This is a genomic window from Streptomyces sp. NPDC036815 (genome assembly GCF_055609205.1).
The window spans coordinates 1,003,163-1,016,750 of sequence record NZ_JBVJPW010000001.1 but is presented as its reverse complement, the minus strand read 5'-3'; the positions used below and the strand labels follow the sequence as shown (position 1 = coordinate 1,016,750).

Annotated in this window: 11 protein-coding genes; 5 read left to right on the top strand and 6 right to left on the bottom strand. The window is 70.8% G+C overall.

From position 1 onward, the window contains the following. Positions 1-29 precede the first annotated feature (29 nt). The 4 genes from ACZ69I_RS04500 to ACZ69I_RS04485 all read right to left on the bottom strand — a co-directional run bounded on the left by ACZ69I_RS04500 (position 30) and on the right by ACZ69I_RS04485 (position 3,943). Positions 30-713, bottom strand: a complete 684-nt coding sequence (locus ACZ69I_RS04500) for a DUF2567 domain-containing protein (protein WP_470830444.1) — start codon at positions 711-713, stop codon at positions 30-32. A 34-nt stretch (positions 714-747) separates the two neighbouring features. Then, positions 748-1,572 carry an ABC transporter permease gene (locus ACZ69I_RS04495; RefSeq protein ID WP_470830443.1) on the bottom strand — a complete coding sequence of 275 codons (825 nt, stop codon included), beginning with the start codon at positions 1,570-1,572 and terminating at the stop codon, positions 748-750. A gap of 34 nt (positions 1,573-1,606) precedes the next feature. Further along, on the bottom strand, positions 1,607-2,641 hold the full coding sequence (locus ACZ69I_RS04490; protein ID WP_470830442.1) for an ABC transporter ATP-binding protein: 1,035 nt from the start codon (positions 2,639-2,641) through the stop codon (positions 1,607-1,609). Between the two features lie 63 nt (positions 2,642-2,704). Then, positions 2,705-3,943: an NYN domain-containing protein gene (locus ACZ69I_RS04485; RefSeq protein WP_467670725.1), complete on the bottom strand. Its 1,239-nt coding sequence runs from the start codon at positions 3,941-3,943 to the stop codon at positions 2,705-2,707. A 287-nt stretch (positions 3,944-4,230) separates the two neighbouring features. On the opposite strand from ACZ69I_RS04485, the gene ACZ69I_RS04480 reads away from it, so the two are divergent. Continuing rightward, positions 4,231-4,410, top strand: coding sequence for a hypothetical protein (locus ACZ69I_RS04480; RefSeq protein WP_467668149.1), 180 nt, complete (start codon positions 4,231-4,233; stop codon positions 4,408-4,410). Positions 4,411-4,486: 76 nt separating this feature from the next. On the opposite strand, the gene dnaE is transcribed toward ACZ69I_RS04480, so the two are convergent. After that, complete coding sequence (dnaE, locus tag ACZ69I_RS04475) at positions 4,487-8,029, bottom strand: DNA polymerase III subunit alpha (protein WP_467668151.1); 3,543 nt, start codon at positions 8,027-8,029, stop codon at positions 4,487-4,489. A 200-nt stretch (positions 8,030-8,229) separates the two neighbouring features. Here dnaE and ACZ69I_RS04470 point away from each other — a divergent pair, with 200 nt between their 5' ends. The 4 genes from ACZ69I_RS04470 to ACZ69I_RS04455 all read left to right on the top strand — a co-directional run bounded on the left by ACZ69I_RS04470 (position 8,230) and on the right by ACZ69I_RS04455 (position 12,972). Then, on the top strand, positions 8,230-9,558 hold the full coding sequence (locus tag ACZ69I_RS04470) for a DUF2252 domain-containing protein (RefSeq protein ID WP_467668153.1): 1,329 nt from the start codon (positions 8,230-8,232) through the stop codon (positions 9,556-9,558). A 72-nt stretch (positions 9,559-9,630) separates the two neighbouring features. Then, positions 9,631-10,314 (top strand): hypothetical protein, encoded by a 684-nt coding sequence (locus tag ACZ69I_RS04465; protein ID WP_467670727.1) that lies wholly within the window; start codon positions 9,631-9,633, stop codon positions 10,312-10,314. Positions 10,315-10,353: 39 nt separating this feature from the next. Next, a complete protein-coding gene (locus ACZ69I_RS04460; RefSeq protein WP_470830441.1) occupies positions 10,354-11,172 on the top strand; it encodes a thioredoxin domain-containing protein in 819 nt (272 codons plus the stop codon). 135 nt (positions 11,173-11,307) lie between these two features. Next, a complete protein-coding gene (locus tag ACZ69I_RS04455; protein WP_470830440.1) occupies positions 11,308-12,972 on the top strand; it encodes an alkaline phosphatase D family protein in 1,665 nt (554 codons plus the stop codon). A 13-nt stretch (positions 12,973-12,985) separates the two neighbouring features. On the opposite strand, the gene ACZ69I_RS04450 is transcribed toward ACZ69I_RS04455, so the two are convergent. Further along, positions 12,986-13,555, bottom strand: coding sequence for a dienelactone hydrolase family protein (locus ACZ69I_RS04450; RefSeq protein WP_467668159.1), 570 nt, complete (start codon positions 13,553-13,555; stop codon positions 12,986-12,988). Positions 13,556-13,588 lie beyond the last annotated feature (33 nt).

Below are 13,588 nucleotides of genomic sequence, written 5' to 3'. Positions count from 1 at the left end.
CGCCCCGCGTAGGGGCCCGCCCGGCGGCCCTACGAGCCCGAGCGCATTCCCTCGGGGTAGTCGTCGTCCCTGGGACCCGCGTACGCCACCGGCGCCGGATACGGCTCCGGGTCCCGGGGGCCGAACAGGCCGGTGAGGCCGAGGTGTACGGCCAGCGCGGCCACCGGCCAGGCGAGGAGCGTGCCCTTGGCCTTGAGTTCGAGCGGCGCGTCGAAGACCACGCCCGTGCCGACGGCCTTGGCGTGCGCCACGACGTCCGTCTCGGGGCCGAGCCAGATGCCCGCCTTCCACGCGAGCAGCGCGCCGAGCAGACTGCCGAGGGCGAGCCCGGCCACCAGGGGGACCCCGCCGCGCCGGTGCAGCAGGAACACGACGACACCGCAGACGAGCCCGAAGCCGAGCGCGAGCAGCGTGAACGTGCCGTCCACACCCATCGCCTGCTCGCCCTCGGTGTCCTTCAGGTACACCGTCTTGCCGTCGGAAATGAGCGGCACCCGCGGCGCCAGCCACATCCACAGCGCGCCGAGCAGCAGGCCGCTGACGGCCACCACGACCAGGATCACTGCGGACTGCCGCACTTCGGTCTTCATACCGGGCCCGTCCTCCTCGTGTCCGTGAGGAGACGTCGCTCCCGACGGCTGCGCGGCTGCCTGCCAGGGGTCGTGCGGGGGTCGGTGGTGCGGCGGTTGGGAGGGTGTCAGCGGTGCGGTCACCCTCACATCGTGCCAGCACTCCCTGTGCACCGCGTCACCGGACGGCCGCCCGGCGGAACGCCCACGTCGCGACGGCGAGCGAGACCACGCCGACTCCCGCGCACACCCCCAGGTCGAGCGCGACCACGGCCCAGTCCGGATGGGGCCCGAACGTGCGGGCGAAGGCCTCCACGCCGTACGTCGAGGGCAGCAGGTCCCGCGCCCACTGCAGCACCGTGGGCATCCGGTCGGCCGGGAGCACCCCGAGCAGCAGCGCCGCCGACATGCCCATCTGCCCCAGGAGCGTGGCCAGTTCGGGCCGGGGCGCGAGCAGCCCGAGGGCCGCGCCGAGGCCCGCGAGCGCGGCGCCCGCGAGCGGGATCACCGCGACGAGCACCCACAGGTGGGTGAGCGGCAGGCCGAAGAGCCCACAGCCGACGATCGCCGTGACGAAGGTGCCGGGCACCGTGAAGGAGGCGTACGCGGCGGCGGCGCCCAGGACCACGGCGGCGGGCGGCACGGGCAGCGTGGCGTAGTGGTCGAGCCCTCCGTCGGAGCGGAGCTGCCCGAAGTACTGCGCGAGCAGGTTGAGCGCGACGAACGCGACGACGAGCACCGAGGAACCGGCCACCACGGCCCGCGCCTCACCGCCCCCGTCGACGACGCCACGCATCAGGATCATGATCCCGACGGACTGGAAGGTCGCCACGAACAGCAGCGGTATCCGGGCGACCCGGGCCCGGGACAGCTGGGCCCGGTACACGGCCGAGAGCGCGGGGAACAGCCGCGCCGCGGGGCCGAGGGGCGCGGGCCCGCCCGCCTCCTGCGCCGCCCGCGGGCTGTCGGCCCGCACGGCGGCTTCCAAGGGAACCGCACTCACCGGACGCCCCTCCTGCTCAGACACCTGTCAGCCCTCACGATTTCACCAGCCCCCGCCCGCTGCCGCCCAGCGCCAGATAGACGTCCTCCAGGCTGGGCGTGGCCAGCGTGAAGTCGTCGAGCGCGGCGAAGGCGGCCCCGCCGGTCACCGCGGCGACGGCGGCCCGCGCCGCGTCGGGCGCCAGCCGCAGGGACCACCGGCGGCCCGACTCGACGGCGAGCGCGCGGAGCGCGGCCACCTCGGGAACGTGCAGCGGCGCCCGTTCCCGCCAGACGAGCTCCACCCGGACCTCGTCGGCGACCTGCTCCTTGAGCCCGGCCGGGCTGTCGCAGGCGATGACCTTGCCCCGGTCCAGGACGGCGACCCGGTCGAGGACGGTCTCGGCCTCGATGACGTTGTGGGTGACGAGGACGACCGTCGTGCCGTGTTCGGCCCGCCGCCGGTCGATCGCCGCCCAGACGGCACGGCGCGCGACGGGGTCCATTCCGGTGGTCGGCTCGTCCAGGACGAGCAGCGGCCGCTCCCCCACCAGCGCGGTGGCGAAGCAGGCGAGCCGCCGCTGCCCGCCGGAAAGCTTCTTCAGCGGCCGCGAGGCCAGCGCCGTGAGGTCGAGCTCCGCGAGGACCGAGTCCCGCTCGGCCCGTGCCCGCGGCAGGTCGAGGCCGCGCAGCCGTCCCGTCGTCTCGACGGCGAGCGACACGGTCAGCTCGTCGAGTGCGGTGGACTCCTGCCCCAGGTAGGCGAGGATCCGGGCGGCGCGCTCGGGGTGGCGCACGATGTCGTGGCCGAGGATCTCGACGCTCCCGCTGTCGGGCCGCATCAGGCCGGTCAGCTGGCGTACGAGGGTGGACTTGCCGGCGCCGTTGGGGCCGAGCAGGCCGAAGATCTCGCCGCGTCGCACCGTCAGGCGGATGCCGTCGGTGGCGCGGATCTCGGGGGTCGCGGGCCTGCCGCGCCGGGCGCGGGCGGCCGGGTAGGTCTTCACCAGGTCGCGCACCGCGCAGACGGCGTCGCTGCCGTGTTCCTGACGGAGTCCCTGTCGGACTGCCGGTGCCGGGCGCGTACTCACGAAGGACGAGCCTACGGGGTCGGTGGTCGCGCACGTCGTCCGGGGCGCCCCGTACGTCCCGTGTCAGTCACCGGCCCGGTCCCCCGCGGGCGCGTGCTCGGCGGCCGTCCGCACGTCGATCTCGCGCCAGAAGCCCGCCCTGATCGCGTACCGGTCGTGCTCGTCGATCTGGTCGTCCTTGTGGGCGAGCAGGCCGAACCGTGCCGCGTAGCGCAGCAGCTCCCCGTCGACGCGGTGCGGGATGCGCGGGTACATCGTCGACAGCTTCTGCAGGTTGTGCTGTTCCGGGAGCCGGGCCATCCAGCGCCGTGCGAACACCTGACCCACCTCGAAGGGGTCGCCGCCGACGGTGGTGATGTCCTCCTCGCGGTCGGCCCAGCGCTGCTCGGCCGTCGTCAGCTGGGCGAGGGTGGGCAGGGCGGCGGCCTCGGGGCCCTCGGCCGCGCCGCCGGGGCGCTCGACCCAGCCCTTGTCGGAGGACCAGCGCAGCGTCGCGTTCGTGGGGTGCTGCGCGGCCTGGGTGCCGGGGCCGCGCAGGGCGGCCAGGTCCTTGGGGGTGGGCACGCCCTTGGCCGCGGCGATGCGGTGCTCGCCGTCCGGGCGGCCGTTGGCGGCGGGTTCGGCGCGCTGGTCGGGGGCGTCCGTCCCGGCGTGCTGTGCGGCGGCGGCGAGCGCGGACTCCGGCAGCGGCGCGGAGAGGATCGCGGCGATCTCGGGGCGCGGCACGGGCGGCGGCGCGCAGCTGCCGGTGAGTTCCTTGGGGCGGACGGCCTTGGTGATCCAGGCCCGGTCGAGGACACGCCGCTCGTCGGCCTCGGCGACGAGGTCCTCGGACTGGTTGTAGTCGCCGTCGGCGGCCTGCACGGCCCACAGGTGGACGGCGACGCCGTGCTCCTTGGCGGCCATCATGCCGGGCAGCAGGTCGCCGTCGCCGGTGACGAGCACGACGTCGGAGCAGGCGCGGTTGCGGGCCAGCTCGGTCAGCTCGGCGTGCATCGCGGCGTCCACGCCCTTCTGCGCCCACCGGCCGTCGCTGCGGGTCAGGGCGCCGAGCCGGACCGTCACCCGGGGCATGACGCGCAACCGCCGGTGCTCGGGCTGCGGCACCCGGTCGGGGGCCCCGTCGAACCAGTAGATGCGCAGCAGGGGGCGTTCGGTGTCCGACTCCGCGCGCTCGCGCAGGCCCTGGATCAGGGCGGTGTGATCGACGGTGATCCGGGACCTGGACGGCTCGCCGGCGAGGAGGCTCGCGGCGGCACCCAGCAGATACCCGGCGTCCACCAGGACGATGCAGCGATCCACGCGGTCCACCCTCTTTCCCTGGAGGTTCTGGACGTTCCCTCGAAGGCCCACGAAGACACCCTGTAAGGACAACGAATCAGGGGTGCGGGTCCGCGTCGGGTTCCCTTCGAGTCTGCCCGACCGGGCGAAGGTTAACGGCCGGAACTCGATCTTCGGCGTGGCGCATCGGCGGATCGCTCACCGACAGGCCGCATTACGCACGGTAATTCTCCGAAATGCACACTTTGCCGCCATATGTGAATCTGATCGCGTCTGGCCCCCAGATCCCCCTCAGGAGGAAGATCACTATGGCCAAGAACAAGAATCGCAAGCAGGGCAGCCAGCAGGACCGCGCCTCGCAGGCCGAGCAGGCGCAGGAGCAGGCCAAGTCGACGGCGACGGAGGCCCAGTCGCCGATGCAGTCACAGGCTCAGGGCAGCCCGGCGGATGTTGCTCGTAAGCATCAGCGTCGCTTCGGCCACAACTGAGGCAACTGACGCGTATTGAGGCACACATGAGGGGCGCACCCGGTGACGGGTGCGCCCCTCATGACTCACCCGGTGCTCACCCGGTGAGGCAGGACGGGCCGAGGAGCACCTTCAGATCGCCGAAGAGCGCGGGGTCCGGCTTCACCCGGTGCCGGTCGAGCCGCAGCACGGTGGTCTTCTGCGCGCCCTGGAGCTTGATCCGCACCTCGCTGTTGCCCCGGTGGTGGCTGAGGACCTCGCCGAGGCGGGTGACCATCGGCGGGCTCACCTTGACGGTCGGAATGGTGATCACCACGGGCGCGTTGGTGCCCGCGTTCGACAGGTCGGGGACCTGCATCTCCATCGCGACGAGCCGCGGCACGTCCTCGCGCTTGTCGAGGCGCCCCTTGACGAACACCACGGCGTCCTCGACCAGTTGGGTCGACACCAGCTGGTAGGTGGCCGGGAAGAACATGCACTCGATCGATCCCGCGAGATCCTCGACCGTGGCGATCGCCCACGCGTTGCCCTGCTTGGTCATCTTGCGCTGCAGGCCCGAGATGATGCCGCCGATGGTCACGACCGAGCCGTCGGAGAAGTCACCGCCGGTGAGCTGGCCGATGCCCGCGTCCGCCTTGTCGGAGAGCACGTGCTCCAGGCCGAACAGCGGGTGGTCGGAGACGTACAGGCCGAGCATCTCCCGCTCCTGGGCGAGCAGGTAGGTCTTCTCCCACTCGTCCTCGGAGAACTCCACGTCGAGTCCGAAGCCCGGCTCGTCGCCGCCGGACTCGTCGCCCATCCCTCCGAAGAGGTCGAACTGGCCCTCGGCCTCCTTGCGCTTGACCGCGACGACGTTGTCGATCATCGGCTCGTACTGCGCGGTCAGGCCCTTGCGGGTGTGCCCCATGGTGTCGAAGGCACCCGCCTTGATCAGCGACTCCGTGGTGCGCTTGTTGCAGGCGGTGGCCTCGACCTTGTCGAGGTAGTCGGGGAAGGAGGTGAACTTTCCTTTCGCCTTGCGTGAGCGGATGATCGACTCCACCACGTTCGTACCGACGTTGCGGACGGCCTCCAGGCCGAAGAGGATCACGTCGTCGCCCTGGGCGGCGAAGTTGTGCACCGACTCGTTCACGTTGGGCGGGAGGACCTTGATGCCCATGCGGCGGCACTCGTTGAGGTAGACGGCCGACTTGTCCTTGTCGTCCTTGACCGAGGTGAGCAGCGCGGCCATGTACTCGGCCGGGTAGTTCGCCTTCAGGTAGGCGGTCCAGTAGGTGACCAGGCCGTACGCGGAGGAGTGCGCCTTGTTGAACGCGTACCCGGCGAAGGGGACCAGGACGTCCCACAGGGCCTGGATCGCGGCGTCCGAGTAGCCGTTCTTCTTCGCGCCCTCCTGGAACAGGACGAAGTTCTTCGCCAGCTCGTCGGGCTTCTTCTTGCCCATCACGCGGCGCAGGATGTCGGCCTCGCCGAGCGAGTACCCGGCGATGATCTGGGCGGCCTTCTGCACCTGCTCCTGGTACACGATGAGGCCGTAGGTGAGGCCGAGCGTCTCCTTCAGGGGCTCTTCGAGCTCCGGGTGGATCGGCGTGATCTCCTGGCGGCCGTTCTTCCGCTCGGCGTAGTTCGTGTGCGAGTTCATGCCCATCGGGCCCGGCCGGTAGAGGGCCGAGACGGCGGAAATGTCCTCGAAGTTGTCGGGCTGCATCTGGCGGAGCAGCGAACGCATCGGGCCGCCGTCGAACTGGAAGACGCCGAGCGTGTCACCGCGGCAGAGCAGCTCGAAGGTCTTGGGGTCGTCGAGCGGGAGCGAGAGCATCTCCAGGTCGATGCCCTTGTCATTGCGCACCATCTTGACGGCGTCGTCCATGATGGTGAGGTTGCGCAGGCCCAGGAAGTCCATCTTGAGCAGGCCGAGCGACTCGCACTGGGGGTAGTCCCACTGCGTGATCGTCACGCCGTCGGTGTGCCGCGTCCAGAGCGGGGCGTGGTCCACGATCGGCTCGCTGGACATGATCACGCCGGCCGCGTGCACACCCATCTGCCGGACCAGGCCCTCGACGCCCTTGGCGGTGTCGATGACCTTCTTCACGTCCGGCTCGTTCTCGTACATCCCCCGGATCTCGCCCGCCTCGCTGTACCGCGGGTGCTTGGGGTCGGTGATGCCGGCGAGGTCGATGCCCTTGCCGAGGACGTCGGCGGGCATCGCCTTGGTGAGGCGGTCGCCCATCGCGTACGGATATCCGAGCACGCGCGCGGAGTCCTTGATGGCGTTCTTCGCCTTGATCTTGCCGTACGTGCCGATCATGGCGACCTTGTCGGCGCCGTACTTCTCGGTCACGTACCGGATCACCTCGACGCGCCTGCGCTCGTCGAAGTCGATGTCGACGTCGGGCATGGAGACGCGCTCGGGGTTGAGGAACCGCTCGAAGATCAGGCCGTGCGTGATCGGGTCGAGGTCGGTGATGCCCATCGCGTACGCGACGATCGAGCCGGCCGCGGAGCCTCGGCCGGGGCCGACCGCGATGCCGTTGTTCTTCGCCCACATGATGAAGTCGGCGACCACCAGGAAGTACCCGGGGAAGCCCATCTGGATGATGATGTCCATCTCGTACTGGGCCTGCTTCTGGCGGTCCTCGGGGACGCCCGCCGGATAGCGGCGCTCCATGCCGCGGCGGACCTCCTCCTGGAACCAGGTGACCTCCGTGAAGCCCTCGGGGATCTCGAACTTCGGCATCAGGTCGCGCTTCTCGAACATCCCCGTGGTGTCGATCTGCTCGGCCACCAGGAGCGTGTTCCTGCACCCCTCCTGCCAGGCGTCGGAGGAGTCGATGGCGTACATCTCGTCCGTCGACTTCAGGTAGTAACCGGTGCCGTCGAAGCGGAAGCGGTCCGGGTCGGAGAGGTTCTTGCCGGTCTGGATGCACAGCAGGGCGTCGTGCGCCGTCGACTCGTGCGCGTAGGTGTAGTGCGAGTCGTTCGTCACCAGCGGCGGGATGCCCAGCTTCTTGCCGACCTCCAGGAGGCCGTCACGGACCCGGCGCTCGATCTCGATGCCGTGGTCCATCAGCTCCAGGAAGTACCGGTCCTTGCCGAAGATGTCCTGGTAGTCGGAGGCCGCCTGCAGCGCCTCGTCGAACTGCCCGAGCCGAAGGCGGGTCTGCAGCTCGCCCGAGGGGCAGCCGGTCGAGGCGATCAGCCCCTCCGACCACTGGGAGATCGTCTCCTTGTCCATGCGCGGCCACTTCTGCAGCCAGCCCTCGGCATAGGCGTCCGAGGAGAGCTTGAACAGGTTGTGCAGTCCCGTCTGGTTCGCCGCCCAGATCGTCTTGTGCGTATAACCACCCGAACCCGACACGTCGTCGCGCTTCTGGTGCGGCTGGCCCCACTGGATCTTCCGCTTGTTGCGCCGCGACTCGGGCGCCACGTACGCCTCGATGCCGATGATCGGCGTCACGCCCGCCTTCTGCGCCGAGTGGAAGAAGTCGTACGCCCCGTGCAGGTTGCCGTGGTCGGACATCGCGATGTGCGACATGCCCATCTCATTGCACGCGGCGAACATGTCCTTGAGCCGCGCGGCACCGTCCAGAAGCGAGTACTGCGTGTGGACGTGCAGGTGCGTGAAGGGCGGCTTGGTCACGGCGGAAGGCCTCCGGAGAACGCTGGGCGACAGGCTGCGGACAGTCTGGGGGGACAGCGTGGAAGTCTAATCCGGGGCACTGACAGCCGACGGGCACTCGGGAGTACGGTCAACCGTTGAAGGGGCGGAACATCTGTCCCGCCGGGGCGGAGCATCCGTCCCCATGTCACGCACCACCCCGTACCAGGAGGCACCCAGCGATGTCGGTCCCGCAGCCCACTGCTGAGCAGCGCGGCGAGCAGATCCTCGCCGTCTTCGACACCGCGTTCGGCGAGCTGCTCGCCGCGGACCCCGCCGCGTTCCGGGTGAAGTTCCGGAAGATGGCCGCCTCCGCCTTCGCGTTCTACCGCGGCACGGCCTGCCTCTTCTACGCCGACCAGGAGCGCGAGCAGCACGGCGGTCCCTACCTGGACGAGCGCACCGGCCGGGTGTGGATCCACGGCGACCTGCACGCCGAGAACTTCGGCACGTACATGGACGCCCAGGGCCGCCTGATCTTCAACGTGAACGACTTCGACGAGGCGTACGTCGGCCCCTTCACCTGGGACCTGAAGCGCTTCGCCGCCTCCGTGGCCCTGATCGGCTACACCAAGGCGCTCGGCGACGACCAGATCACCGCCCTCGTGCGGACCTACGCCGCGGCCTACCGCGAGCGGATCCACGACCTGGCGACGGGCGCCAAGAGCGACGAGGTGCCGCCCTTCACGCTGGACACGGCCCAGGGCCCCCTCCTGGACGCGCTGCGCGACGCCCGCTCCCTGACCCGCTTCGGCCTCCTGGACTCGATGACGGAGATCCGCGACTTCGAGCGCCGCTTCGCGCCCGGCGGCGGCTCCATCGAGCTCGACGCCGCCACGCGGTACAAGGTGCTCGCCGCCTTCGACGGCTATCTGGAGACGCTGCCGGAGTCCTCGCTCACCCGCCCCGACTCGTACCGCGTGAAGGACGTCGTCGGCCGCCGCGGCATCGGCATCGGCTCCGCGGGCCTGCCCTCGTACAACATCCTCCTGGAGGGCAACAGCGACGCCCTGGAGAACGACGTCGTGATCTACCTCAAGCAGGCGCAGACCCCCGCCGTCTCGCGCCACATCACGGACCCGGCCGTCCGCGGCTACTTCCAGCACGAGGGGCACCGCACGGTCATCTCGCAGCGCGCCCTGCAGGCGCACGCCGACCCGTGGCTGGGCTGGACCGAGCTGAACGGCACCGGCCAGCTGGTCGCCGAGGTGTCCCCGTACGCGGTGGACCTGGACTGGTCGGACATCGACGACCTGGAGGAGATCTCCTCGGTCGTCGCGGACCTCGGCCGCGCCACGGCCACCATGCACGCCGCCGCGGACGACGAGAGCGGCCACTCGGACCTCGTGCCGTTCTCCACCGAGCGCGCCATCGACGCGGCCATCGCGGCCGACGAGGACGGCTTCGGGGAGCTGCTCGTGGACTTCGCGCACACCTACGGGGCACGCGCGCGGGCGGACCACCAGATCTTCGTCGACCTCTTCCGCAACGGCCGGATCCCGGGCCTGTAGACGCCCGGGGGCCAAGGGGGCCGGGCCCCCTTCAGGGACCTCCCACAGGAACACATGGCACACTCCTCGGCGATGGACATGTCCGGGATTCAGCTCAGAGCCGTGCGCGCGGCACTCTTCACGGCGCTCGTCGTGACGCTCTCCGCCGCGTCCCACGTGCTGCTGTCCCGTGCCCCCCTGCCCCCGGCCACCGTCGCGGCGATCACCGCCGCCGTCTTCGCCGTCGCGTACGCGACGGCGGGGGCGGAGCGTGGCTACGGACGGATCGCCGCCCTGCTCATCCCCCTGGAGCTGGCCGCCGACACGGTCTTCACCGCGGGCCAGCACGTCTGTTACGGCGAGGCCGGCGGCCCCGTCGCCGGCCCGCTGCGCGCCGTCGGCTTCGACGTGCTGTGCGGCGGGACGCCCGTAGGCACCCCGCTGGCCCGGATGACCGCCGAGGGACACGGCGCCGCCGCGCTGCTCGCCGACGCGGACCCGGGCGCCGCCTGGCTGCTGCTCGGGGCGCACGTCGGCGTCGGGCTCCTCGCGGCGGCCTGGCTGCGCAGGGGCGAGCGAGCCCTGGCCCAGCTGCTGCGCGCGGTCGGCGCCGCCACGTTCCGGCCCCTGCTGATCGCGGTCGCCGCGGTCACCACGCCCCGGACGCCCGTGCGCCGCCCGCCGCGCCCCGTGCGCCGGGTCCGGGCGGCGCGCACGCGGCTGCTCGTGCACTTCGTGGGGCGGCGTGGACCGCCATGCTCGGCCGTCCACGCCTGAGCACAGCATCCACGCAGTCATCCACACGGAGAAAAGATCATGAGCAAGCGCAACAGCCAGGCCGCCAAGTCCGCCGCCCGCGAGCGGATCCGCGCCCAGCAGGAAGCCGAGCGCAAGCGGGAGAAGCGCAAGCGCGCCGTCATCGTCGGCGTCTCCATCGTCGGCGTCCTCGCGATAGCCGGCGGCGTCGGCTACGCCGTGATGCAGTCCAACAAGCCCGGTTACTGGGAGGAGGCCAAGGACGCCAAGCTGGTCAAGCCCGCGAACACCGAGGGCGAGAACGGCACGACGGTCGTCCTCGGCAAGGACTCCGCGAAGAAGACCCTCAAGGTCTACGAGGACGCGCGCTGCCCGGTCTGCGCCCAGTTCGAGCAGGCGGTCGGCCCCACGGTCGAGAAGGACCTGAAGGACGGCAAGTACAAGATCCAGTTCATCGGCGCCACCTTCCTCGACCGCAACATCCCGGGCGAGGGTTCCAGGAACGCCCTCAGCGCGCTCGGCGCGGCGCTGAACGTCGGCGACGACGCCTTCCTCGAGTACAAGAAGGCGCTCTTCTCCGCGAAGAACCACCCCTCGGAGCAGGACGACAAGTTCAAGGACGACGCGGCCCTGCTCAAGGTCGCCGACGAGGTGCCCGCGCTCAAGAAGAGCGCCTCGTTCAAGAAGGACGTGAAGAACGGCACCTACGACCGGTGGGCCCTGGAGATGTCGAAGAAGTTCGACGACAACAAGGACGGCGTCGAGGGCACGCCCTCCTTCGTCATGGACGGCAAGCAGCTGACCGGCCCCGGTTCGAAGAACGCGCCCAGCACGGTCGCGGACTACAAGACCGCGATCGACAAGGCCCTCAAGGGCTGAACCGGCCGGTGGTCCGGCTGAATCGGACGAACTGACGCACAACACCGCACGCCCGCACGGCGCGTGCCGAAAGAGCGGGCGAACTCCTGGAGTTCGCCCGCTCTTTGCGATTACCGCTCAGTAAGGTGATCGGCTGTGACCAGTCGAATCCCCGTAGAAGCACCCGCAGGCACGCTGACGCCGCGCCGCCGTACCGTCGTCAAGGCCGCTGCCGCCACCGCCGCGCTCGCCCCGCTCGCCGCGGTGCCCGCGCACGCCGCCGAGAGACCCGCGTTCCACCACGGGGTCGCCTCGGGCGACCCGCTGCCCGACGGCGTCCTCCTGTGGACCCGCGTGACGCCCACCTCCGATGCCGTGCCGGGCTCGGGCAAGGGGCCCGATACCGAAGTGAGCTGGGAGATAGCCGAGGACAAGGCCTTCACCCGGATCGTCGCCCGCGGCAGCACCACCGCGCGGGCCGCCTCCGACCACACGGTCAAGGCCGATGTAAGGGGCTTGCGCCAGGCGACCACGTATTACTACCGCTTCTCCGTGGACGATGGGTCCCCGGTCCACTCCCCCGTGGGCCGCACCCGCACCACCCCCGCGCACGACGCCGCCGCGCACGGCGTCCGCTTCGGCGTGGTGTCCTGCGCCAACTGGGAGGCGGGCTACTTCTCGGCGTACCGCCACCTCGCGGCCCGCACCGAGCTCGACGCGGTCCTGCACGTCGGCGACTACATCTACGAGTACAAGAGCGGCGAGTACCCGTCCGCCGAGTACGTCGTACGCAAGCACGAGCCCGCCCACGAGATCGTCACGCTCGCCGACTACCGCACCCGGCACGGCGTCCACAAGACCGACCCCGACGCGCAGGCGATGCACGCCACGCATCCGGTCATCGCCATCTGGGACGACCACGAGTTCGCCGACAACGCCTGGTCGGGCGGGGCGGTGAACCACTCTCCCGGGACCGAGGGCGCCTGGGCCCTGCGGGTGGCCGCGGCGAAGCAGGCGTACTTCGAGTGGATGCCCGTGCGCCCCTCGACCGAGGGCACCGTCTACCGCCGCGTCCGCTACGGCAAGCTCGCCGACCTGCACCTGCTCGACCTGCGGTCCTTCCGCTCCGAGCAGGCGGGGTTCGGCAGCGGCGAGGTGGACGACCCGGACCGCACGATCACGGGCCGGGCCCAGCTCGACTGGCTGAAGGCGGGCCTGGCCGCCTCGGACGCGGCCTGGAAGCTCGTCGGCACCTCGGTGATGATCTCGCCGGTCGCCTTCGGCTCGCTGCCCGCCCACCTGCTGGAGCCCCTCGCGGAGCTGCTCGGCCTGCCCAAGGAGGGCCTGGCCGTCAACGCCGACCAGTGGGACGGCTACACGGACGACCGCAAGGAGCTCATCGCCCACCTGCGCGACCGGAAGATCCAGAACACCGTCTTCCTGACTGGCGACATCCACATGGCCTGGGCGAACGACGTGCCGGCCAGGGCGGCCACGTACCCGCTCTCGGCCTCCGCCGCCACGGAGTTCGTGGTGACCTCGGTGAGCTCCGACAACATCGACGACATGCTCCACGTCGCCCCGCACACGGTGTCCCTCGTGGCCGCGGGCGCCATCAAGGCCGCCAACCGCCACGTGAAGTGGCTGGACATGGACTCGCACGGCTACGGGGTCCTCGACGTCACCGCCGAGCGCTCGCAGATGGACTACTACGCGGTCTCCGACCGGAGCGACCCCGAGGCGACCTCGTCCTGGCTCCGTTCGTACCGCACCCGCAGCGGCACGCAGCAGGTCGAGCGCGTGGACGCGCCGGTCCGCTGACGCGCCGGGACGGCTAGAGCGTCTCCAGGAAGCCGAGTGACGTACGCCACGTCGCCTCCGTGGCCTCGGCGTCGTAGTCGTCGAGGTCCGGGTCGGTGTAGAGGTGCCCGGCGCCCGCGTAGCGGTAGACCTCCACGTCGGCGCCGGCCCGGCCCATCCGCAGGTACCAGGCGCTCAGCCAGTCGTCGGACTCGAACGGGTCGGGCTCGGCGACGTGCAGCTGCACCGGCAGCTCGTCCACGGACGCGTTCTCCGCGATGTCGGAGGTGCCGTGCAGGAGCAGCAGGCCGCGTGCCTTCGCGTCGCCGAGGGCGAGGGTCTGGGCAGTGGCGGCGCCGAGCGCGAAGCCGGCGTAGACCAGACCCCGCTCCGAGTAGGGCGCGGCGGCGAGAATCGCCCGCTTCAGGATCTCGTCCTTGCCGAGCTCCTCCTGGAAGGCCCTTCCTTCCTCGACGTCGTCGAAGACGCGGCCCTCGAAGAGATCGGGGGTCCACACCTCGTGCCCCGCGCCACGCAGGCGCTCCGCCGCCGCGTGCACCGCGGGCCGCAGCCCGTACGTCGAGTGGAAAAGCATGATGTTCATGGGGCCATCGTGCCATTTGGCCCGTACCCCTAC

What these genes read in the sequence shown, in the direction of transcription:
- ACZ69I_RS04480 (WP_467668149.1), top strand. Translation starts at nt 4,231, where the DNA reads ATGGCCAAGAACAAGAATCGCAAGCAGGGCAGCCAGCAGGACCGCGCC.
- ACZ69I_RS04470 (WP_467668153.1), top strand. Translation starts at nt 8,230, where the DNA reads ATGTCGGTCCCGCAGCCCACTGCTGAGCAGCGCGGCGAGCAGATCCTC.
- ACZ69I_RS04465 (WP_467670727.1), top strand. Translation starts at nt 9,631, where the DNA reads ATGGACATGTCCGGGATTCAGCTCAGAGCCGTGCGCGCGGCACTCTTC.
- ACZ69I_RS04460 (WP_470830441.1), top strand. Translation starts at nt 10,354, where the DNA reads ATGAGCAAGCGCAACAGCCAGGCCGCCAAGTCCGCCGCCCGCGAGCGG.
- ACZ69I_RS04450 (WP_467668159.1), bottom strand. Translation starts at nt 13,555, where the DNA reads ATGAACATCATGCTTTTCCACTCGACGTACGGGCTGCGGCCCGCGGTG.